The following is a 21,582-nucleotide window of genomic DNA, read 5'->3' on the forward strand; positions in this document are numbered from 1 at the left end:
CAGCAGTCCCACCCATTTCCCGTCGGAAGGCACCGACCATGCACCGGGCACTGATCGTCATCGACGTACAGAACGACTTCTGCGAGGGCGGCAGCGTCCCGGTGACGGGCGGCGCGGACGTCGCCGCCGCCATCACCGACCTCGTGGGCCGGGCCGCGGGCAACGGCTACCGCCATGTGGTGGCCACCCGCGACTACCACATCGACCCCGGCGCCCACTTCTCCGACCACCCGGACTTCGTGGACTCCTGGCCGGTGCACTGCGTGGCCGGGTCCGAGGGCAGCGGCTTCCACCCCCACTTCGCCCCGGCCGTCTCCTCCGGCGCCATCGACGCCGTCTTCGACAAGGGCGCATACGCGGCCGCGTACAGCGGATTCGAGGGGGCGGACGCCGAGGGCACCGCGCTGGCCGACTGGCTGCGCGCCCACGACGTCACCGAGGTGGACGTGGTCGGCATCGCCACCGACCACTGCGTCAAGGCCACCGCGCTCGACGCGCTCCGCGCCGGGCTGCGCACCCGGGTGCTGCTGGATCTGACCGCGGCGGTGTCCGCGCCGACCACCGAGCGGGCCATGGCCCAGCTGCGGGCGGCGGGGGCGGAGCTGACCGGCACGCCGGTGCTGGCCGGGGGCTGATCGGCGGCGGGCCGCGCGCCCGAAGCCGACCGGCCGCCCCGGGCCCTCCGGGGGACGGGTCAGGCGGCCTGCGCCGGGCGGAGCAGGGCGCGTATCGGGTGCCAGGACTCGGTGTCGTCGTCCAGGCTCTGGCGCCAGACGACGCCGTCGGGGTGATGCAGGACGGCGGTCACCTCGTCCGGGGTGGGCGGGCGCATGTTGCCGCGCAGGTAGACGGCGCGCAGTCCGAGGTTGCGCAGCCTGGTCAGGGCGCGCTGGCGGTTGGCGGCGTGGACGAGGACACGCACCCGGCGGCCGTCGCCCCCGGGTCCGGGCAGTGCCAGGGCGACCACCACGCTTCCGCCGGGAAGCCGGATGAAGCCGCCTTGGGACATCTGCATTTCTCCCCCGTGAGGCTGGGTGTCAACAAGAAGTCGTAGGACGCATCTAAACGCGATCGGCCGCCGCCCGCCAGGGGGCGACGGCCGATCATGGCGTGACCTGCGGTTTCCTTATCCCTTTGGGGTGGGGGTTGCGGCGGGGGCCACCTGGAGCGTCACCGTGGAGCCGCCCTTGGCCTCCTTGGTGATCTTGATCTGGGTGTGGGTGTCAGGAACGAGCACGCCACCGGTCGGGTTCGCCTTGTCGTAGTAGACGCCGCTGTGATCGTCGAAGAGCGAGACGCCCTTCTTCGCGACGATCTTCGCGAGCTTGCCGTCCTTGTGCAGCTGGAGGGCGTCCGTGCGCTGCGTGGTGAACGTCGCGTCGTACGTCTGGAAGCGGTTGCGCATCAGCTTGCCGTCGGCCCACTTCTCGGCCTTCGGGTGCGCGTCGACCGGCAGGATCTGGCCGTGGCCCGGGTGCTCGCCGACGTTGTTGTCCGCCTGCGAGGTGTCCCACAGCCAGATCAGCACGCCGTTCTGGAACGGGAAGTGCTCGACCCAGCCGGGCCGGCCGGTGATCCAGCCGAAGTTGTACGGGCCGGTCTTCAGGGCCTTGTCGTACGAGACGTACTGGCGGTTCTCGGCGAGGTAGTACTGCGGGTAGTCCTTGGTGAAGGACGCGCCGATGCGGGAGAAGCCCTTGGCGGTCCAGCCGTTGTCGCCGCTCTCGGCGTCGTCGGTGAAGACCGGCTTGCCGTCGGCGGTGACGGAGAGCGCGTCGGCGGCGAAGCCCTTGAGGGCCAGTCCGCCGTCGGTCTGGTAGCGGAACCGCAGATCGATCTTCTTGCCCGCGTAGGCGTCGAGCGGGAAGACCAGATCGCGGTAGGCGCCGGAGGTGCCGGTCAGGCCCGGCTTGTCGCCGCCGTCGCGGGGGATGGCCTTGCCGTCGGCGGTGCCGTCCAGCGCGGTCCAGTCGGCGCCGCCGTCGGTGGAGACCTCGGCGTAGAGGAAGTCGTAGTTCTCCTCGATGTCCCACCAGCCCTTGAGGGCGAGCTGGGCCTTGGTGGCGCCGGTGAGGTCGACCTGGCGGGTGAGGGTGTTCTTCAGGTCGTTGCCCATGTCGCTCCACCACTGGTGGGAGCCTTCGGCGGGCTGGACGATCTCGGTCTTCACCGTCTTCGCGGGCAGGTCGACGACGAGCGCCTGCTTGTCCTTGGTGTGGTACTCGGCGACGCCCAGCCGGTGCGTGGAGCGGGTCGCGGCCTTCGCCTTGCCGTAGTCGAGCCAGCCGAGCTGGAGCTTGTCCCAGGCGCTCATGTCGCCCGGCAGGTCGCCGATCGCGTCCTTGCCGGTGCCCAGCCAGGAGCCGGACGACATCAGCGACCAGAAGTCGACGGAGGACTCCCCGCTGCCGGTGGTGTCGTACTCGTCGGGCAGCCCGAGGTCGTGGCCGTACTCGTGGGCGAAGACGCCGAGGCCGCCGTTCTCCGGCTGCATGGTGTAGTCGCCGACCCAGATGCCGGTGTCGCCGATCTGCGTGCCGCCGGCCTTGTTGTCCGCCGGGCCGGCCTTGCCCGCGTCGGTGCCGTACGCGTACCAGCGGTGCGCCCAGATGGCGTCGGTCTTCTGCGCGCCGCCGCCGGCCGACTCGTCCTCACCGGCGTGCACGATCTGGAAGTGGTCGATGTAGCCGTCGGGCTCGTTGAAGTTGCCGTCGCCGTCGTAGTCGTAACGGTCCCACTGGTCGTACCGGGCGAGGTCGGCCTTGATCTGCTCGGCGCTGCGGCCGGCGGCCTTCTGCTGTTCGGCCCACTTGTTGACGCCGTCGCGGACCAGGTCCCAGGCGTTGGCGCAGTTGGTGTCGCCGCAGTAGTCGGAGCCGTAACGGGCCTCGTTCCAGTCGACCTTGACCCAGTCGGTGACCTCGCCGTCGACGGAGTAGCGGCCGGAGGACTGCTTCTCGTAGTACTTCGCCAGCGACGGCTTCTTCTTGTCGTGCGAGAAGTAGAGGTCCTGGAAGTGCTGGCGGTTGAAGTCCGGCTGCCAGGCGGTGCTGTTGTCGTTCTTGCGGTCCGGCTCCGCGATGGTGTTGTGCGCGGGGCCCGGGGTGCCGCCGTACTTCTTCTGGGGCGGCTGGGGGCCGTCGCCGTCCGGGTCGTACGTCGTGGTGTCGTCGACCTTGTCGCCGAAGTCCACCAGGATCGTGAAGATCTTGTCGGTCTTCTCCCGGGCCAGCTCGACGTACTTGCTCTTACCCAGCTTGACGACCTGCGAGGCGCCCTTACGGGCCGGCTTGGCGTCGCCGTCCAGCACCTGCTTGACGGCCTCCTCACGGCGGGCGGCCTGGCGCTCGCTGAACGGGCCCTTCAGGTCGTGGCCGGTGCTCCGCTCGGGGGCGGGGTCGTGCCGCCGGGCGGCGGCCGGGTGGGTGCCGGGAGCGGCGACGGCCGCCCCGGACGACAACGAGGCCGCCCCGATCGCGGCAATCGCCGTGGCCAGGACGGCCGGTGTGAACACCCTTCTTCGCTCTCTCACTTGGCGCTTTCCTCCCCTTCGCGCGGGCATCTTGAAGGGAATTTGACCGGAGAGGCGCCGGAAAAGACAGATCTTGACTTGAACACGACAGCGACGTACGTTATCCGGTCGGCGAGACACGATCACCGGACGCGGCGGCGTCCCGGTGGGCGGTCGGCCGCCACCGGGACGCACGCAGATGAGGAACCGTCAGGCCGTCGACACCACCACCGTCTTGGCCGCCTTGTCGTGCAGACACTGGTGATACGGCTGGTCCCAGGTACACCACAGGACGTTGACCAGCCAGAAGATGAAACCGCAGCACGGCACGATCTCCGGCAGCGTGTAGACCGCCGCCCGCACCCAGCCCGCCTGGGTCGTCGGCACCTCGCCGTTCGTCAGCATCGCCACCCGGATCTTCATCGCCATCTTGCCGACGGTCTGCCCCCGGTGGGTCAGCATCAGCCCCTCGTAGACCAGGTACACCAGCATCGTCACGCCCGAGACCGTCGCCTGTTTGCTGGTCTCGGCGTTGCTGGTGCTGGTGTAGTCGACCCAGCCGACGATGCCGCTCATGATCAGGGTGACCGGTACGCCGATGATGATCGCGTCGATGATCCGCGCCACGAGCCGCCGCCCGCGCCCGGCGAGCGGCGGCATCCCGGCCAGCGGGTCGGCCGCGCCGTACTCACCCCCGTAGGGGTTGTCGGCGTAGCGGCCGCCGCCTCCGTGGGGGGCACCCCCGCCGTACGGGCCGCCGCCGTGGGGGGCGCCCCCGCCGTACGGGCCGCCGGGCGGGGGGCCTTCCGGTGGCGGGCCGCCCGTGGAGCCGCCGGAGCCGGGGCCTTCGGAGCCGGGGCCCTCGGGTTCCGGGCGGCCCCAGCCCGGGCCGGGGCCGCCGCCCGCCGACGGCTCCTGCGGCTTCTTCAGGAACGGGTCGTCCTCCGGCGGTTCACCGGATCCGGGCCCGGGCTGCTCGCTGCTCATGCCCCGAGTCGACCCTCTACGGGCGCCCACCGCATCCGGCGAAGTCCGTTCGGGGGATGACGTGCCCGTTCCCCGGGTCCGTATAGGGGGACGGCCCCCGGCGGGGGGCCGGGGGCCGGAAGGGGACGGAGGGGGCGGGAGCCGAAGGGCCGGGGTGCCGGGACCGGGCCGGAGGCGCCGAAGCCGGGGCCCGCGGCCGTGCCGGAAGGCGCCGAGGCCGAGGGGCCCGCCCCAGGTCAGCCCCTCAGTCCGCCGCCACGAACGTCCGCGCCACCTTGTCGTGCCAGCACTGGCGCCACGGCTTGTCGAAGAGGCACCAGGCCGCGTCGAGGACGCCGACGACCAGGAAGCCGAGGAAGCCGAAGACCAGCCAGCGCTTGATCAGGGACATCAGCTCGGGGGTGTCATGGCTCTCGATGTCCACGACCCGCACACCGCACAGCTTCTTGCCGAGGCTGCGGCCCCACTTGAGGGTCGGCAGCAGCTCGATCAGCCCGCCGCCGAGCACCACCGCCGCCAGCATCGCGAGGAACAGTGGAGTGGTCCCGCCGTCGAGCAGATAGACCGTCACCTCACGGCCGGACTCCTCGGCCGCCGTGATCTTCGCGTCGATGTGCTCCATGGCGCCGCCCCACAGCGGCAGCGCGACGAGGACCGTCAGCACGGCGAGGAGGGCCAGGTCGATCAGCCGGGCGGCGAGCCGACGGCCGAGCGCCGCCGGGTGCGCCTGCTCCGTGGCGAACGGGTCGGCGGTCGGCGGCTTCCACGGGATGACGCCGTCGTCACCGGCCGGTCCGCCCGCCGGACCCGCGCCGCCCGGGAACGGGAAACCGCCCCCGGCGGCCGGTCCGGGCTGCGGGACGGCCTGCGGCGGCACCGGGCCGGGCGCGGCCGGCGCCTGCGGCGGGTTGAACGGCGCCTGCCGGGGGTGCGGGTGCTGCGGATGCGGCGGGTACGCCGGTCCGCTCGCGCCCGCACCGGGCATCGACTGCGGCCCGCTCGGCGCCGGGGCGGCCGGACCACCCGGTCCGCCCTGACCTGCGGCCGGAGCGGAACCGGCGGCACCGCCCTGACCCGCGGCCGGGCCGGGACGCTGGGGCAGGCGGATCGCCATCGTGCCGCCGTCCTTGGGCGCCGGGCCGTCGCCCGGCCGGACCGCGCGGATCGTGGTGGTGCCCTGGTCGCGGGCGGGCGGCCGGACCGCGCGGATGGCGACCGTGCCGTCGCGACGCGACGGCGGCTCCGGCTCCTCGCCCCGCTGCCCGGACGCCGCGGCGCCGGACTCCGCGTCGGCGTCGCCCCGCTCACGCGGCGACGGGACGGCGCCCCGGGTCTCCCCCGCAACGGAGGGCGTACCGGACGACGCGTCGGATGCGCCCCACGAGACGGGCCCGGCGGCGCCGGCGCCGCCCTGCTGGGTGGCGTCGGCCTGCCAGACGGAGGCGGGCGCAGGACCGCTGCCGTGCAGCCGGGCCGGATCGTCCCAGGAGAGCGGGGAACCGCCGCCCGCGGCGGGGGTCCCGGAGCCCTCGTCGAGGAAGACCGGGCCGGTCTCCTCGGCCGCGGGGGCGGCGGGCGGTGCGGCCGCCGGGGCGGGTGCGGGTGCGGGCGTGGCGCCCGGGGGCGGTGCGGGCATCGCCTCGCCCTCGGCCGGGGCCGGCCGACTGGTGCCCGGCACCCATGCGGCACCGTCCCAGTACCGGATGTAGCCGGGGATGGACGGGTCCGGGTAATACCCTCCAATGGGTACGTTTCCACTACTACCGGGGGATTCCGCCACTGTCCCCAACTCCCCTCGCGTCCCACACCTGTGCTTTGTGTGCCGTCGCCCGCCGGTGGCCCCCGGCCGCGCCGTGCGCGAGGGGAGCCGCACCCGGGCTCTTGGCGTGACCGTCCACCGCACCCCGGCTGCCACGGGGGCACCGCGCTCGGCGTCGATCGTCCACGGAGGAGGTTAACGAAGAACCGCGGGGCGGCAGAGCGCGAGGCGAACAGGGAGCCGACCCCTCGAATGCGGGCCCGAGACGTTCTCCCCCGGACAATCGCGGACGAACCCGTGCGCTCCGCCGCCCGGAGGCGTGTCACGGGGTCCCGTCCGCCCCGTTCCGTACCGGCCGTTCACCCGTACGGAACCACCTGGAAGAAGTCCGCGAAAAAGTCCGCGAAAAATTTTCTCGAAGTCGCGTAAGGATCCGTGGCCCCCCGGCCTCTCTCCCTGTGCGGGCGGAACACAACGGGGCCCGTACAGCGAAAGCGGAGAGGTGGGAATCCCATGCGCAGCGTGGTGGAGCGAGAACTGGAACTGGGTCTGGTCGTGTCCCCGGAGCAGAGCGTTCCGGTGCCGGCCCGGCTGGCCTACCGCACCGACGACCCGTACGCGGTCCACATCACCTTCCACATCGGCTCGGACGCGCCCGTCAACTGGACGTTCGCGCGCGAGCTGCTGGTCGAGGGCGTGTTCCGGCCCTGCGGCCACGGCGATGTGCGGGTGTGGCCGACGAAGATGGACGGCCGCAGCCTGGTCTGCATGGCGCTCAGCTCGCCGGACGGGGACGCGCTCCTGGAGGCGCCCGCCGCCGCGGTGTCGGCGTGGCTGGAGCGCACCCTGCGGGTCGTCCCCCCGGGCTCGGAGCAGGAGCACCTCGGCATGGACAAAGGACTGAGCGAGCTGCTGGCGATGGCGACCGGCGACGCGCCGTGGGCCGGGGAGCCGTGGCCGTCCGACGAGGCTCCGGACGCAGGTGCGTGAGCCCGTGCCGGACACCGTGCCGGGCGCCGGATCCCCCAGCCCCCGCCCGGCGCCCCTCCTCCGGCCCGTTCCTGGGTCAGCCGCGGTACGCCTCCAGCAGCCGCAGCCAGATCTCGCTGATCGTCGGATAGGCGGGGACCGCGTGCCAGAGACGTTCCAGGGGGATCTCGGCGGCCACCGCGAGGGTCGCCGAGTGCAGCAGTTCACCGACCCCGGGGCCGACGAAGGTGGCCCCGAGGACGGTCTCGCGGTCCAGGTCGACGACCATCCGGGCGCGCCCGCGGTAGCCGTCGGCGTAGAGGGCGGCCCCGGCGACGCCGCCGAGGTCCTGGTCGACGGCGCGGACCCGGTACCCGGCGCGCTCCGCCTCGGCCAGGCTGAGGCCGACCGCCGCGGCCTCGGGGTCGCTGAAGACGACCTGCGGGACGGCGGCGTGGTCGGCGGTGGCGGCGTGCGCGCCCCAGCGGTCGGTCTCCAGGATCGGCACGCCCCGGGCCCGCGCGGCGAGGGCGGCTCCGGCGATCCGGGCCTGGTATTTGCCCTGGTGGGTGAGGAGGGCGCGGTGGTTGACGTCGCCGACGCCGTAGAGCCAGTCGTTGTCCGCGACGTCGGTGACGCGGCAGGTGTCGTCGACGGTCAGCCACGCACCCGGCGTAAGGCCCACGGTCTCCAGGCCGAGGTCGTCGGTGCGCGGAGCGCGGCCGGTGGCGATCAGCAGCTCGTCGGCGACGATCTCGCCGCCGGTGTCCAGCTCCACGGTGACCGGGCCGCCCGGTGCCTCCCGGCGCACCCGGGTCACGCCCGTGCCGGTACGCAGCAACACCCCCGCCTCGGCCAGCGATTCGGCGACCAGCTGCCCGGCGAACGGTTCCATCCGGGGCAGCAGCCCCTCCCCCCGGACGAGGAGGGTGACCGAGGCGCCGAGGGCCCGCCAGGCGGTGGCCATCTCGACGCCGACGACGCCCCCGCCGACGATGACCAGCCGGCCCGGTACGGACGCGGCGCTGGTGGCCTCGCGGCTGGTCCAGGGTGCGGCGTCGGCGAGCCCGGGGATCGGCGGCAGCACGGCGCGGCTGCCGGTGCAGAGGGCGACGGCGTGCCGGGCGTGCAGCGTCCGCTCCCCGTCGACGACGACTTTCCGCGGTCCGGCCAGGCGGCCCTGACCGCGGACCAGCGTGACGCCCACCGACTCCAGCCAGCGGACCTGGCCGTCGTCCTTCCAGTGGGAGGTGAAGGCGTCGCGGTGGGCGAGGACGGCCTCGGTGTCGAGGGGCCCGGTGACCGCGTCCTTGAGTCCGGGCACCCGGCGGGCCTCGGAGCGGGCGGTGACCGGGCGCAGCAGCGCCTTGCTCGGCATACAGGCCCAGTAGGAGCATTCGCCGCCGACGCGTTCGCTCTCGACGATGACGGCGCTCAGCCCGGCGGCGTGCGCCCGGTCGGCGACGTTCTCGCCGGTGGGTCCGGCGCCCACCACGATCACGTCGTACGTCTCGTCGGCCCGGGTCGCTTCGCTGGCTGGCATCGGCTGCTCGCTCCCTGAGTGGCGCGGCGGCCGGGCGGTCCCCGGCCGGTGCGGTCGCCTCCGCCCGGAAGGCGGCGGACAGCTCCCATCGTGCGTCCGGTGCGGCGGGCGCGCATCCGGCGCGACGGGCGGTAACCGGTGGCGTACGGGCGCGGGCCCGGTCCTCAGAAGAGCTTGCCGGGGTTGAGAAGGCCCAGCGGGTCGAAGACCTGCTTGATCGAGCGCTGCAGCTCCAGGCCGACGGGGCCCAGTTCGCGGGCGAGCCACTCCTTCTTCAGGACGCCGACGCCGTGTTCGCCGGTGATCGTGCCGCCCAGCTCCAGGCCGAGGGCCATGATCTCGTCGAAGGAGGCGCGGGCCCGGCGGGACTCGTCGGCGTCGGCGGGGTCGAAGCAGACCGTGGGGTGGGTGTTGCCGTCCCCGGCGTGGGCGCAGACGCCGATGGTCAGGTCGTACTTCTCGGCGATGGCGGCGGTGCCGTCCAGCATCGCGGCGAGCTGGGAGCGGGGCACGCAGACGTCGTCGATCATGGTGGCGGACCGGATGCGTTCCAGGGCGTGGAGCGTGACCCGGCGGGCCTGGAGCAGCATCTCCGACTCGGCCTCGGTGTCGGCGGGCACGACCTCGGTGGCGCCCGCGGCGGTGCACAGGGCGCCGAGGGCGGCGAGGTCGGCGGTCGGGTCGGGGGTGTCGAAGGCGGCGAGGAGCAGCGCCTCGGTGGTGTCGGGCAGGCCCATGCGCGCGAAGTCGTTGACGGCGCGGACGCAGGTGCGGTCCATCAGCTCCAGCAGCGACGGGGTGTGACCGGCGGCCATGATCGCGCAGACGGCCTCGCAGGCGGCGGCGGTGGAGGGGAACTCCGCGGCGAGCGCGAGCTGCCGGGGCGGCTGCGGTTTGAGGGCGAGGACGGCGCGGACGACGACGCCGAGGGTGCCCTCGGAGCCGACGAAGAGGCGGGTGAGGTCGTATCCGGCGACGCCCTTGGCGGTGCGGCGGCCGGTCGTCAGCAGCCGCCCGTCGGCGAGGACGACGTCGAGGCCGAGGACGTACTCGGCGGTGACGCCGTACTTGACGCAGCACAGGCCGCCGGAGGCGGTGCCGATGTTGCCGCCGATGGAGCACTCCTCCCAGCTGGAGGGGTCCGGCGGGTAGTACAGGCCGTGTTCGTTGACCGCGCGGGAGAGGGTGGCGTTGATGACGCCCGGTTCGACGACGGCGGTGCGGTCGACGGGGTTGATCTCCAGGATGCGGTCCATCTTGACGAGCGAGAGGACGAGGCAGCCGTCGGTGGCGTTGGCGGCGCCGGACAGGCCGGTGCGGGCGCCCTGCGGGACGACCGGGACGCGCAGCGCGGTGGCGGTGCGCATGACGTGCTGGACCTCTTCGACGCTGCGCGGCAGGACGACGGCGACGGGGCTCCCGGCGTCGCAGAAGCCCGCCATGTCACGGGCGTAGGCGCCGGTGACGTCCGGGTCGGTGAGGATCGCTTCGTCGGGAAGGCCGGCGCGCAGCTGTGCGAGAAGATCCATGGCGCCAGCGTCGCATCCGTGGCCGCCGTACGGAAGATCGTGACGGGGGCGGAACCCGGCCATCCGTGGGGCGGCTGCGGGGCCGGTGGCGGGGGCGCCGCCACCGGCCACCGGTCAGAGGTTGCCGCGGCGCTCCTGCTCGCGCTCGATCGCCTCGAAGAGGGCCTTGAAGTTGCCCTTGCCGAAGCCCATCGAGCCGTGCCGCTCGATCATCTCGAAGAAGACGGTCGGCTTGTCCTGGACCGGCTTGGTGAAGATCTGGAGCAGATAGCCGTCCTCGTCACGGTCGACGAGGATCTTCAGCTCCCGCAGCGTCTCGACGGGCACCCGGGTCTCCCCGGCCCAGTCGCCGAGGGTGTCGTAGTACGAGTCGGGGGTGTCCAGGAACTCCACCCCGGCCTCGCGCATGGCGCGGACGCTGGCGACGATGTCGTGGGTGGCGAGCGCGATGTGCTGCACGCCCGGGCCGCCGTAGAACTCCAGGTACTCGTCGATCTGCGACTTCTTCTTGGCGACGGCCGGTTCGTTGAGCGGGAACTTCACCTTGCGGGTGCCGTCCGCGACGACCTTCGACATGAGCGCGGAGTACTCGGTGGCGATGTCGTCGCCGACGAACTCCTTCATGTTGGTGAAGCCCATGACGTTGTTGTAGAAGGCCACCCACTCGTTCATCCGGCCGAGTTCGACGTTGCCGACACAGTGGTCGATGGCCTGGAAGCGGCGCGGGCCGGGGGCGACGAGCGGCTTGGCGGCGACGTAGCCCGGCAGGTACGGGCCGGTGTAGTCGCGGCGCTCGACGAGGGTGTGCCGGGTCTCGCCGTAGGTGGCGATGGCGGCGCGGACGACGGTGCCGTGCTCGTCCTTGGTCTCGTAGGGCTCCTCGATGCCGGTGGCGCCGTGAGCGGTGGCGTAGGCGTACGCGGCGCGGGCGTCGGGGACCTCGATGGCGAGGTCGACGACGCCGTCGCCGTGGGCGGCGACATGGTCGGCGAGGAAGCGGCCCCAGTCGGAGGACGGCTTGATCACGGAGGTGAAGACGAACCGGGCGCCGCCGGATTCGAGCACGTAACTGGCGGTCTCGCGGCTGCCGTTCTCCGGTCCGGAGTAGGCGACGCGGGTCATGCCGAAGGCGGTGGCGTAGTAGTGCGCGGCCTGCTTGGCGTTGCCGACGGCGAAGACGACCGCGTCCATCCCCTTGACCGGGAAGGGGTCCGCCTGTCGGGCCGTGCCGGGGGTGGGCTGAGTGTGCATCGTGTCTGCCATGGCCGCAGATTCCCTCCGATCCACAAGGTGCGCAATAGTTCGCGCATCTGCTGGGCACTATGCCTAGCGGTCGGGGGACAAGGCCGGGCTATCTGTACAGGATGACCATCGATATCGGAGGGTCCGCAGTGGCGATCGATCATTTGGACGGGCGGCTGATCGAGCTGTTGGCGCACGAGCCGCGGATCGGGGTCCTGGAGGCATCGCGGCGGCTGGGTGTGGCGCGCGGCACCGTCCAGGCGCGGCTGGACCGGCTTCAGTCGAATGGAGTGATCAGGGGCTTCGGCCCGGAGGTGGACCCGGCGGCACTCGGCTACCCCGTGACCGCATTTGCCACATTGGAGATCAAACAAGGTCAAGGCGCGGACGTACGTGCTCACTTGACGACCGTTCCTGAGGTGTTGGAGCTGCATACAACGACGGGACATGGGGACATGCTCTGCAGGCTCGTCGCACGCTCCAACGCCGATCTCCAACGTGTGATCGACCGAGTGGTCGGTTTTGATGGCATCGTGCGGGCCTCGACGGCGATCGTGATGGAAAATCCGGTGCCGCTGCGCATCATCCCTCTGGTGCAACAGGCATCGGAGGACTGACGGAGGAGGGTGCCAGTGAGCTTCTGGGAGTACGTCGGCAGCCGCCACGCCCAGTTGCTGACCGATGCGGCGCAGCACGCCAGCGCGGTCTTCCAGTGCATGGTGGCCGCCACCGTCCTGGGCGTCGCGCTGGGCGTCGCGACGTACCGCACCGAATGGGCCGGGAACCTCGCGACCACCGCCACCTCGACGATCCTCACGATCCCCTCGCTGGCCCTGATCGGTCTGCTCATCCCGATCGTCGGCCTCGGCGTCGCCCCGACCGTCATCGCCCTGACGCTGTACGGGCTGCTGCCCGTCGTCCGCAACGCCATCGTCGGGCTGCGCGGGGTGGACGCCACGCTGGTGGACGCGGCGCGCGGCATCGGGATGTCCCGCGCCGCCCAGCTGCTCCGCGTCGAACTGCCACTGGCCTGGCCGCCGATCCTCACCGGCATCCGCGTCGCCACCCAGATGCTGATGGGCATCGCCGCCATCGCCGCCTTCGCGTCCGGTCCCGGTCTGGGCAACGAGATCTTCCGCGGCATCGCGTCGCTGGGCAGCGCCAACGCCCTCAACCAGGTGCTCTCCGGCACGCTCGGGATCGCCGTCCTCGCCCTCCTCTTCGACGCCGCGTACGTCCTCATAGGACGGCTGACCATTCCCAGGGGGATCCGTGCCTGAGACGCCCGTGCCCACCGCCGAAGGGACCGCCGCGCGCGCCGCCACCTCCGGCGCCGGGATCCGGCTGGAGAACCTCACCAAGCACTACCCGGGCAGTCCGGCGCCCGCGGTGGACGACGTCACCATGGAGATCAACGCCGGTGAGCTGGTCGTCCTCGTCGGCCCGTCGGGCTGCGGGAAGTCCACCACGCTGAAGATGATCAACCGGCTGATCGAGCCGACGTCCGGCCGGATCCGCATCGGCGACCGCGACGTCACCGGCATGGACCCGGTCAAGCTCCGCCGCACCGTCGGCTACGCCATCCAGTCCTCGGGCCTCTTCCCGCACATGACCGTCGCCCAGAACATCGCGCTCGTGCCGAGGATGGTCGGCTGGTCCACATCGAAGATCAAGAATCGGGTCGAGGAGATGCTCGACCTCGTCGGGCTCGACCCGGGCGAGTTCCACGGCCGGTATCCGCGCCAGCTCTCCGGCGGTCAGCAGCAGCGCGTCGGCGTGGCGCGGGCACTCGCCGCCGACCCGCCGGTGCTGTTGATGGACGAGCCGTTCGGCGCCGTCGACCCGATCACCCGCGACCACCTCCAGGACGAGCTGATCCGGCTCCAGCACGAGCTGCACAAGACGATCGTCTTCGTCACCCACGACTTCGACGAGGCGATCAAGCTCGGCGACCGGATAGCGGTGCTCCGCGAGCGCTCCCACATCGCGCAGTTCGACACCCCCGAGGCGATCCTCACCAACCCCACCGACGACTTCGTCTCCGGCTTCGTCGGCGCCGGTGCCGCCCTCAAACGCCTCAACCTCACCCGCGTACGCGACGTCGGCGTCGTCGACTTCGCCACCGCGGGCGTCGACGACCCGCTCCAGTCCATCTTCGACCTGCTGCGCGACGGCGACACCAACGAGGTGCTGCTCCTCGACCGCCACCGCCGCCCGTACAAATGGCTGCGGCGCGGCGATCTGATGCGCGCGAAGGGGACCCTGGCGCGCGCCGGGACGCTGGTGCACGACACCGTCACCCGCGACGCGACGCTGCGCGACGCGCTGGAGGCGGTCCTCACCGACAACGCGGGCCGGGTCGCGGTCACCGGGCGGCGCGGTGAGTACATCGGCGTCGTCGACATGGAGACGCTGATGAACAACGTCCACGAACTGCTGGAGGCCGACCGCCTGGAGGCCGTCGAACACCGCCACCAGCTGGAGGAACAGCGGGCCCGCCGCACCCGGATGGCCCAGGAGGGCCTGGGCGGCCAAGGCGGCGCGGGGGCCCCGGCGTGAGCCCCCGCGAGGAGCGCCGCGCCCCCCGGGACGAGCGGCCACCGGGCGAACACGAGGTGCACGGCCTGGCGTTCCGGGACGAGGTCCACGAGCGGGAGCACGGGTCCACGGCCGCCCCCGTACCGGCGGCGCCGCCCCAGGGGCTGCGCCGGATCACCTGGCAGCGGGCGCTGGCCATGCCGCTGTTCCTGGCCGCCACGCTCCTCGCCACCTGGCTGTGGTTGCGCGGCGCCCGCCTCGACTCCATCGCCCACCAGGCGGTGGACCACGGCAAGGTCGGCCTCGCGGTGCGCCAGCACCTCCAGCTGACCGCCGTCTCCACCTTCTTCGTCCTGATCATCGCCATCCCGCTGGGCATCGCGCTGACCCGCGCCACACTGCGCCGCGCGACGCCGTTCGCGGTCGCCGTCGCCAACCTGGGCCAGGCGGTGCCCGCCCTGGGCCTGCTGGTGATGCTCGTCATCTGGCTGGGCATCGGCACGAAGGCGGCCGTCATCGGCATGGTGGTCTACGCGGTGCTGCCGGTCCTCGCCAACACCATCGCCGGGCTGCACGCCATCGACCCGACGCTGACGGAGGCGGCCCGCGGCATCGGCATGTCCCCGGCGGGCGTGCTCGCCCGCGTCGAACTGCCCCTGGCCGTCCCGCTGATCCTCGCCGGGGTGCGTACCGCGCTGGTGCTGAACGTCGGCACCGCCACGCTCGCCACGTTCGGCGGCGGCGGGGGCCTGGGCGACCTCATCTCGGCGGGCATCATCACCCAGCGGATGCCGGTGCTGATCCTCGGCTCCGTCCTCACCGTGGCGCTCGCGCTGCTGGTCGACTGGCTGGCCTCGCTCGCCGAAGTGCTGCTGCGGCCGCACGGTCTGGAGGTATCGCGCTGATGACACCGGACCCCGGACACCGCCGCCCGTACCGCCGCCCGCGCCGCACCGCCCGCGCCGCCGCCCTCGCCGCCGTGGTCTGCCTCCTCGGCGGCTGCGGGCTGGTCAGCGGCAGCCCGATGACCGACACCGTCCGCCCCGGAACCCTCGGCCGCGGCCAGCCCCTCAAGGGCGCCCAACTGACCGTGACCTCCAAGGAGTTCACCGAGAACATCATCCTCGGCCAGATCATGGGCCTGGTCTTCGAGGCGGCCGGGGCCACCGTCATCGACAAGACCAACATCCAGGGCAGCATCGGCGCCCGCGAGGCGGTCCGCACCGGCACCGCCGACGGCATGTACGAGTACACCGGCACCGGCTGGATCACCTACCTCGGCCATGAGCGGCCGATCATCGACCCGTACCAGCAGTGGGTCGCGGTCCGCGACGCCGACCGGGCCAACGGCCTCGTCTGGCTGCCGTCCGCCCGCCTCAACAACACCTACGCGTTCACCCTCAACCGCGCCAACGCCCGTAAGTACGGCGTCACCACCCTCTCCGGCATGGCGGCGCTGCTCAAGAAGGACCCGAGCGCGGTCACCCTCTGCGTGGACAGCGAGTTCGCCGCCCGCAACGACGGGCTGCCCGGGATGGCGAAGCGGTACGGCATGAACCTCCCGCCGGGCAACGTCCACAAGATGACCAGCGGCGTCGTCTACACCCAGACCGCACAGGGCACCGCCTGCACCTTCGGCGAGGTCTACACCACCGACGGCCGGATCAAGGCGATGCACCTGACCGTCCTCGCCGACGACAAGCACTTCTTCCCGAACTACAACGCGGCGCCCGAGATGTACGCGCCGACGATGGAGAAGTACCCGGAGATCGCCGGGCTCCTCGCGCCCGTCACCAAGGCGCTGGACAACACCGTCGCCCGGAAGCTGAACGCCCAGGTCGACGTCGAGGGCGAGGACCCGCACGAGGTCGCCAAGGAGTGGCTGATCGCGAAGGGGTTCATCACGGAGAAGTGAGGCCGGGGCGGGCCCGGCGGGCGAACCGGGGCGGGCGCGGTGCGCGGGCGGGCGCACGCGCCGGGGCCTCGCGCCGGGGCCTCGCGCCGGGGCGCGAACGCCTCCCCGCACGCCCCGCCTCAGCAGCTGGGGACCGCCCCGCCGCTCTTCAGCGCCTTGAGCGAGTTCAGCGCGCTGTTCAGCGTGGTGACGGGGATCAGCCGCATCCCGCGGGGCTGCTCGGCGAGCGCCTGGGAGCACTCGGCCTTGGGGACGAGGAAGAGGCGGGCACCGTCGCGGTGCGCCGACCGCATCTTCAGCGGCACCCCGCCGACCGGGCCGACCGTGCCGTCGGTCTCGATGGTGCCGGTACCGGCGAGGGTCCGGCCGCCGGTCAGATCACCCCCGGCGCCGTCCCCGTCGAGCTTGTCGATGATCCCCAGCGCGAACATCATCCCGGCGCTCGGCCCGCCGATGTCCGCCAACCGCAGGGTGACCTTCACGTCGCGGGCCGAACGGTGCAGATGGCCCAGCGCGGCGCCGACGGCCGCGTCCTGCGACTTCCGCATCTCGTCGGCGTTGTGCTGCGCGACCTCCTTGGTGCTGTTGCCCACCGGGTAGACCGACTCGGACGGCATCACCGCCTCGTCCGTGCGGAACCAGCCCCGAATGACATCCGGCAGATGCACCGAGGCGTCCGGCCCGGTGGCGACGATCGCCGTCATCCGCAGCTGCCCGCTGGTCCGGCGGACATCGGCGCCGGAGATGGTGATCACCGGTTTCCCCTTGTTGTCGCCGAGGACGTTCGCCGTCGGCCCCGGATACGCCAGCGAGTACGGCAGCGGCGCAAGGGCGGCGGTCACCAGCAGGGCGAGGACCAGAGCGGCACAGATCGTCAGGGCACGAACGCGGGAGGACACCCCGCCACCCTAGAGGACCCCCGACCCGGGCCCCGCACCGCACGCCCGGCGCGGGCCCACCCCACGGGCGCCGGGCGGCGTGCGCCACCCGGCGGCCTCAGCGCAGCGCCTCCGCGACCTCCCGCGCCGCGTCGACCACCCGCGGCCCGATCCGCTCGGAGACCGCGTCGGCGAGCATCACCACGCCCACGCTGCCCTCGATCCCGCTGACCCCGAGCAGGGGCGCCGCGGCGCCGCTCGCGCCCGCCTCCAGCTCGCCATGGGTCAGCGCGAGCCCGGCGTCCTGGATGCGGCCCTGGCGGGCCTTGAGGATCGCCCGCCCGGCGGCGCCGCGGTCCAGCGGATGCCGGAACCCGGCCCGGTACGCGACGTGGTAATCCGTCCACGTCGGCTCCACGACGGCGACGGCCAACGCCTCGGTGCCGTCGACGAGCGTGAGATGCGCGGTGGCGCCGACGTCCTCGGCCAGCGCGCGCAGCGCGGGCAGCGCCGCCTCCCGGACCAGCGGATGCACCTGGCGGCCCAGGCGCAGCACGCCCAGACCGACCCGGGCCCGGCCCCCGAGATCGCGGCGGACCAGCGCATGCTGCTCCAGCGTGGCCAGCAGACGGTAGACCACGGTGCGGTTGACCCCGAGCTTGTGGGACAGCTCGGTGACGGTCAGGCCGTGGTCGGTGTCGGCGAGCAGTTTGAGGACGCGCAGTCCCCGGTCGAGCGTCTGGGAGGTCTCCGCGGTCACGACGCCCCCTCCTGGTCGAAGTGGCGGCTCATCGGCGCGGGGCGCTGCGGTCCCGGTGCAGCGCGCGCAAGAGGCCGCCGGCTGCATGCACCGGCTGCGCTCCGCGGCGGCGCTGCCACGGGGCGTGTGCGTGACCGGACAGTAGCGAGCCAGTCCGCTCAGCGAAAGTCCCCGTCCAGAATCCGGTCGTTCCCGTCCGGAATGTTCGCAATATCCCATCCGACCCGCGGGTAACTTGCCCTGTGCACACAGCCGTTGACGCGGAGAGGCGGCGCGCCGGGCGCACCGCCTCTCCGTCACTCACCGCCGCGCGCTCAGCGCATCCGCGTGGCCCACTCCTGGACCTTCTTGATCCGCTCGGTCAGCTGACCGGCCGTGGCCTCCGCGCTGGGCGGGCCGCCACAGACCCGGCGCAGCTCGGTGTGGATCACGCCGTGCGGTTTGCCGCTCTGGTGGACATACGCGCCGACCAGCGTGTTCAGCTGCTTGCGCAGCTCCAGCATCTCCTTGTGGCTGACCACCGGGCGCCGCTCGGCGGGCAGCTCCAGCAGATCGGCCTCCTCGGCCGGCTTCTTCTTGCTGTGCGCGATCTGCCGCGCCTGCCGCTTCTGGAGCAGCATCTGCACCTGGTCCGGCTCCAGCAGCCCCGGGATGCCGAGGTAGTCCTGCTCCTCCTCGCTGCCCGCGTGCGCCTGCATGCCGAACTCGGCGCTGTTGTAGAGCACCCGGTCGAAGACCGCGTCCGACTCCAGCGCCTCGAACGAGAACTGCTCCTGCTCGCCCGTGTCCTCGTCCTGCGCCTGATTGGCCTCGTCCATCTCCTTCTCGGACTCGGCGTACGGGTCCTCGTCCGCGTCCTTCTTCGGCTTGTCGAGGACGTGGTCGCGCTCGACCTCCATCTCGTTGGCGAAGCCGAGCAGCATCGGGACGGTCGGCAGGAACACCGACGCCGTCTCGCCGCGCTTGCGCGACCGTACGAAACGGCCGACGGCCTGCGCGAAGAAGAGCGGGGTGGAGATCGTCGTGGCGTACACGCCGACCGCCAGACGCGGCACGTCGACGCCCTCGGACACCATCCGGACCGCGACCATCCAGCGGGCGTCGGAGGCGGCGAAGTCGTCGATGCGCTGCGAGGCGCCGCTGTCGTCGGAGAGCACCAGCGTGGCGCCGCGCCCGGTGATCTCCCGGATCAGCTTGGCGTACGCGCGCGCCTGCTCCTGGTCCGAGGCGATGACCAGCGCCCCGGCGTCCGGGATGCTCTTGCGGACCTCGGTGAGCCGCTGGTCGGCGGCGCGCAGGACGTTCGGCATCCAGTCGCCGCGCGGGTCCAGCGCGGTCCGCCACGCCTGCGAGACGGCGTCCTTGGTCATCGGCTCACCGAGCCGGGCGGCGATCTCGTCGCCCGCCTTCGTCCGCCAGCGCATGTTGCCGCTGTACGACATGAAGATCACCGGGCGGACGACGCCGTCGGCGAGGGCGTTGCCGTAGCCGTAGGTGTAGTCGGCCGACGACCGCCGGATGCCGTCGTTACCCTCCTCGTACGTGACGAAGGGGATCGGGTTGGTGTCGGAACGGAACGGCGTACCGGTCAGCGCGAGCCGCCGGGTGGCCGGTTCGAACGCCTCCAGGCACGCCTCGCCCCACGACTTGGAGTCACCGGCGTGGTGGATCTCGTCGAGGATGACCAGCGTCTTGCGCTGTTCGATGCGGTTGCGGTGCAGCATCGGGCGGACGCCGACACCGGCGTACGTGATCGCGATGCCGTGGTACTCGCGGCCCAGCGGGCCCGCGCTGTACTCCGGGTCGAGCTTGATCCCGACCCGCGCGGCCGCCTCCGACCACTGCTTCTTCAGGTGCTCGGTCGGGGCGACGACGGTCACCTGCTGCACGACGTGGTGGTGGAGCAGCCACGAGGCGAGGGTGAGCGCGAAGGTGGTCTTTCCGGCCCCCGGGGTCGCGACGGCGAGGAAATCCCGGGGCTGGGTCTGGATGTACCGGTCCATGGCCGCCTGTTGCCAGGCACGCAGCTTGTTCGCGGTACCCCAGGGGGCCCGGCCGGGGAAGGCCGGGGACAGGTGGTGATTACTGGTGGCGCTGGTGGTGGTAGTCACGGTCTCCGTCGGCTGGCTCGGCGATCGGCAACCGCGTCAGCCTACCGGTGCGGGGCGGCGGGGCGAGGCGTTCCGGCCGCCCCGACGCCGGGGGTGGGACCGACCTCACACCGCACCGCGCCACCCCGACGGCCGGTCCCGCCGCTCCCCCTACGGGCTCCCGTACCGGCCTCCCTTACGGGCTCTCCCCCGCCCGCAGCCGTCCCGCCAGGGCCGCGCCCGTGGCCGCCACCACGGCCATCGTGGCGAAGACGGCGAGGAAGGCGGCGGGGTGCGAGGCGGTGGCGGTGTGGGTGGGGGCCGGGGTGGTCGGGGAGCCGCCGCCGAAGGCGACGAAGAGGGCGCCGCCGAGGCCGACGAGGACGACGTTGCCGAGCGCGTCCGCCATCTGGAGCGACGCGGAGTTGGCGCCCGCCTCCTCGGGCCGGGACAGCTTCAGCAGCAGCACCCCGCCGCTGGAGATGTTCAGCCCCATGCCGAAGCCGCCGAGCGTCCAGGCCACCGCCACGGTCCACACCGGGACCGCGTCGGACAGCACCAGCGGCACCGCCGCGATGGCCAGCGCCAGGAACGCCATGCCGACGCCCATCAGCCGCTCCCGGTGCGGCTCGCACCCCGGGCGGCTCTGGACGTACGAGCCGAGCGCCCAGGTCAGGCCGCCGCCGGTGAGGGAGAGCCCGGCGAGGGTGGCGGACAGGCCGCGCTCGCTGACCAGCAGCAGCGGGATGAAGCTCTCCGCGGCGACCAGCGCGCCGGCCGCCAGCCCGCGCATCAGGACGACCGTCGGCAGACCCCGCGCCGCCCGGAACGTGCCCCGGGGCAGCAGCCGCCGCACCGCGGGCACCAACAGCGCCAGCCCCGCGGCCGCCGGGAGCACCGCGTACGGCGTCAGATGCCCGCCCGCGTACTGGAGCAGCCAGGCGCCCGCCGCGACGGCCAGCGCGAGGAGGGCGCGGCGGCTGCGCAGCACCGCACCGAGACCACCGCGCGGGCCCGGCGCCTCGCGCGGCAGGGCGCGCAGCGCGGGCAGCATCACCGCGAGCGGCAGCAGGACCAGCACCGGGATGGCGAGGAAGACCCAGCGCCAGCCGAGGTGTTCGGCGACACTCCCGGCGGCCAGCGGGCCGACGATCACCGGCAGCACCCACGCCGCCGAGAACGACGCCATCACCGCCGGACGCAGCCGCTCCGGATAGGCCCGGCCGACGACGACGTACAGCGAGACGATGACCAGCCCGCCGCCGAGCCCCTGAACCCCGCGCCCGGCGACGAACAGCACCATGGTCGGCGCCGCGCCCGCGATCACCAGTCCGGCGCCGAACGCGCCGATACCGGTGAACAGCGGCGCGAGCGGCCCCCGGCGGTCGTTCCACTCCCCCGCCAGCGCCATCGCGAAGAGGCTGGTGGTGAAGAACGCGGAGAAGGCGAAGGCGTACAGCCCGATGCCGTGCAGCGCACGGGCGGCGACCGGCATCGCGGTGTTCACCGCACTCGCCTCGAAGGCGATCAGCGACACCACCGAGATGATCCCGAGGGTCAGCGCCCGGTACCCCCGGCCGAGGATGCCCGGGGCGTCGCCGGGCGGCCCGGCGTCCGGAGCGCGCCGGTCCCCGGCGGAGTCCGTGACGGCGGAGGCGGGCGGCGTGGCGGCTGGGGCGGCGACGTCGGTGTCGCGCGCGGGGTCGGCGGTCATCGGGCCAGCGTAAGGGCCGACACGCCGGATGGCCCCTGTCGCCGGAGGGGACATCGGACGGGGATTTTCGTCGGTCGGGGGTCCTACGTCCGGATCCGTTCGTGCCGTGGTACCCGGGCGGCCCGGGGCTTCCTACGCGCCCCGGTA

The 21,582-nt window shown here is 72.8% G+C and carries 18 protein-coding genes; 7 read left to right on the forward strand and 11 right to left on the reverse strand.

Going from position 1 to position 21,582, the window contains the following annotated elements:
- Window positions 1-38: 38 nt before the first annotated feature.
- Window positions 39-635, forward strand: a complete 597-nt coding sequence (locus OG422_RS10880) for an isochorismatase family protein (RefSeq protein ID WP_405742299.1) — start codon at window positions 39-41, stop codon at window positions 633-635.
- A 59-nt stretch (window positions 636-694) separates the two neighbouring features.
- Here the strand turns inward: OG422_RS10880 and OG422_RS10885 are convergent, their stop codons facing one another.
- The 4 genes from OG422_RS10885 to OG422_RS10900 all read right to left on the reverse strand — a co-directional run bounded on the left by OG422_RS10885 (window position 695) and on the right by OG422_RS10900 (window position 6,278).
- Window positions 695-1,009 carry a hypothetical protein gene (locus OG422_RS10885; RefSeq protein ID WP_405747728.1) on the reverse strand — a complete coding sequence of 105 codons (315 nt, stop codon included), beginning with the start codon at window positions 1,007-1,009 and terminating at the stop codon, window positions 695-697.
- A 117-nt stretch (window positions 1,010-1,126) separates the two neighbouring features.
- Window positions 1,127-3,532, reverse strand: coding sequence for an immune inhibitor A domain-containing protein (locus OG422_RS10890; RefSeq protein ID WP_405742301.1), 2,406 nt, complete (start codon window positions 3,530-3,532; stop codon window positions 1,127-1,129).
- Between the two features lie 189 nt (window positions 3,533-3,721).
- Window positions 3,722-4,498, reverse strand: coding sequence for an RDD family protein (locus OG422_RS10895; protein ID WP_405742303.1), 777 nt, complete (start codon window positions 4,496-4,498; stop codon window positions 3,722-3,724).
- A 244-nt stretch (window positions 4,499-4,742) separates the two neighbouring features.
- Entirely contained in the window at window positions 4,743-6,278 is a 1,536-nt protein-coding gene (locus OG422_RS10900; RefSeq protein WP_405742305.1) for an RDD family protein, read from the reverse strand.
- Between the two features lie 492 nt (window positions 6,279-6,770).
- Here OG422_RS10900 and OG422_RS10905 point away from each other — a divergent pair, with 492 nt between their 5' ends.
- Window positions 6,771-7,247, forward strand: a complete 477-nt coding sequence (locus OG422_RS10905; protein WP_405742307.1) for an SsgA family sporulation/cell division regulator — start codon at window positions 6,771-6,773, stop codon at window positions 7,245-7,247.
- A gap of 76 nt (window positions 7,248-7,323) precedes the next feature.
- Here OG422_RS10905 and OG422_RS10910 read toward each other — a convergent pair whose 3' ends face one another.
- The 3 genes from OG422_RS10910 to hppD form a co-directional block, all read right to left on the reverse strand.
- Entirely contained in the window at window positions 7,324-8,769 is a 1,446-nt protein-coding gene (locus OG422_RS10910) for a dihydrolipoyl dehydrogenase family protein (RefSeq protein WP_405742309.1), read from the reverse strand.
- A 164-nt stretch (window positions 8,770-8,933) separates the two neighbouring features.
- Window positions 8,934-10,298: an FAD-binding oxidoreductase gene (locus tag OG422_RS10915; RefSeq protein WP_405742311.1), complete on the reverse strand. Its 1,365-nt coding sequence runs from the start codon at window positions 10,296-10,298 to the stop codon at window positions 8,934-8,936.
- Between the two features lie 114 nt (window positions 10,299-10,412).
- A complete protein-coding gene (gene hppD, locus OG422_RS10920; RefSeq protein WP_405742313.1) occupies window positions 10,413-11,561 on the reverse strand; it encodes a 4-hydroxyphenylpyruvate dioxygenase in 1,149 nt (382 codons plus the stop codon).
- Between the two features lie 128 nt (window positions 11,562-11,689).
- Between hppD and OG422_RS10925 the strand changes: the two genes are divergently transcribed.
- The 5 genes from OG422_RS10925 to OG422_RS10945 are packed head-to-tail and all read left to right on the forward strand — an operon-like array spanning window position 11,690 to window position 15,993.
- Window positions 11,690-12,157 carry an Lrp/AsnC family transcriptional regulator gene (locus OG422_RS10925; protein WP_143942395.1) on the forward strand — a complete coding sequence of 156 codons (468 nt, stop codon included), beginning with the start codon at window positions 11,690-11,692 and terminating at the stop codon, window positions 12,155-12,157.
- 15 nt (window positions 12,158-12,172) lie between these two features.
- Window positions 12,173-12,820 (forward strand): ABC transporter permease, encoded by a 648-nt coding sequence (locus OG422_RS10930; protein ID WP_405742315.1) that lies wholly within the window; start codon window positions 12,173-12,175, stop codon window positions 12,818-12,820.
- Window positions 12,813-14,099, forward strand: coding sequence for a betaine/proline/choline family ABC transporter ATP-binding protein (locus tag OG422_RS10935; RefSeq protein WP_405742317.1), 1,287 nt, complete (start codon window positions 12,813-12,815; stop codon window positions 14,097-14,099). Before OG422_RS10930 ends, OG422_RS10935 begins: the two co-directional genes overlap by 8 nt.
- On the forward strand, window positions 14,096-14,983 hold the full coding sequence (locus tag OG422_RS10940) for an ABC transporter permease (protein ID WP_405742319.1): 888 nt from the start codon (window positions 14,096-14,098) through the stop codon (window positions 14,981-14,983). Before OG422_RS10935 ends, OG422_RS10940 begins: the two co-directional genes overlap by 4 nt.
- Window positions 14,983-15,993 carry a glycine betaine ABC transporter substrate-binding protein gene (locus OG422_RS10945; RefSeq protein WP_405742321.1) on the forward strand — a complete coding sequence of 337 codons (1,011 nt, stop codon included), beginning with the start codon at window positions 14,983-14,985 and terminating at the stop codon, window positions 15,991-15,993. Before OG422_RS10940 ends, OG422_RS10945 begins: the two co-directional genes overlap by 1 nt.
- A 119-nt stretch (window positions 15,994-16,112) precedes the next feature.
- Here the strand turns inward: OG422_RS10945 and OG422_RS10950 are convergent, their stop codons facing one another.
- The 4 genes from OG422_RS10950 to OG422_RS10965 all read right to left on the reverse strand — a co-directional run bounded on the left by OG422_RS10950 (window position 16,113) and on the right by OG422_RS10965 (window position 21,435).
- Window positions 16,113-16,892 carry a S16 family serine protease gene (locus OG422_RS10950; protein ID WP_405742323.1) on the reverse strand — a complete coding sequence of 260 codons (780 nt, stop codon included), beginning with the start codon at window positions 16,890-16,892 and terminating at the stop codon, window positions 16,113-16,115.
- A gap of 97 nt (window positions 16,893-16,989) precedes the next feature.
- Window positions 16,990-17,631 carry an IclR family transcriptional regulator gene (locus tag OG422_RS10955; RefSeq protein WP_143942392.1) on the reverse strand — a complete coding sequence of 214 codons (642 nt, stop codon included), beginning with the start codon at window positions 17,629-17,631 and terminating at the stop codon, window positions 16,990-16,992.
- Window positions 17,632-17,945: 314 nt separating this feature from the next.
- Window positions 17,946-19,742 carry a DEAD/DEAH box helicase gene (locus tag OG422_RS10960; protein WP_143942393.1) on the reverse strand — a complete coding sequence of 599 codons (1,797 nt, stop codon included), beginning with the start codon at window positions 19,740-19,742 and terminating at the stop codon, window positions 17,946-17,948.
- A gap of 175 nt (window positions 19,743-19,917) precedes the next feature.
- A complete protein-coding gene (locus tag OG422_RS10965; RefSeq protein WP_405742325.1) occupies window positions 19,918-21,435 on the reverse strand; it encodes an MFS transporter in 1,518 nt (505 codons plus the stop codon).
- Between the last annotated feature and the right edge of the window lie 147 nt (window positions 21,436-21,582).

It is taken from the genome of Streptomyces sp. NBC_01525 (assembly GCF_045040405.1).
Taxonomy (GTDB): Bacteria; Actinomycetota; Actinomycetes; order Streptomycetales; family Streptomycetaceae; genus Streptomyces; species Streptomyces benahoarensis.

Bases quoted from the DNA above. Each gene is read 5' to 3' on its own strand.
- OG422_RS10915 (WP_405742311.1), bottom strand. From the start codon at position 10,298: ATGGATCTTCTCGCACAGCTGCGCGCCGGCCTTCCCGACGAAGCGATC.
- OG422_RS10895 (WP_405742303.1), bottom strand. From the start codon at position 4,498: ATGAGCAGCGAGCAGCCCGGGCCCGGATCCGGTGAACCGCCGGAGGAC.
- OG422_RS10965 (WP_405742325.1), bottom strand. From the start codon at position 21,435: ATGACCGCCGACCCCGCGCGCGACACCGACGTCGCCGCCCCAGCCGCC.
- hppD (WP_405742313.1), bottom strand. From the start codon at position 11,561: ATGGCAGACACGATGCACACTCAGCCCACCCCCGGCACGGCCCGACAG.
- OG422_RS10910 (WP_405742309.1), bottom strand. From the start codon at position 8,769: ATGCCAGCCAGCGAAGCGACCCGGGCCGACGAGACGTACGACGTGATC.
- OG422_RS10905 (WP_405742307.1), top strand. From the start codon at position 6,771: ATGCGCAGCGTGGTGGAGCGAGAACTGGAACTGGGTCTGGTCGTGTCC.
- OG422_RS10880 (WP_405742299.1), top strand. From the start codon at position 39: ATGCACCGGGCACTGATCGTCATCGACGTACAGAACGACTTCTGCGAG.
- OG422_RS10945 (WP_405742321.1), top strand. From the start codon at position 14,983: ATGACACCGGACCCCGGACACCGCCGCCCGTACCGCCGCCCGCGCCGC.
- OG422_RS10885 (WP_405747728.1), bottom strand. From the start codon at position 1,009: ATGTCCCAAGGCGGCTTCATCCGGCTTCCCGGCGGAAGCGTGGTGGTC.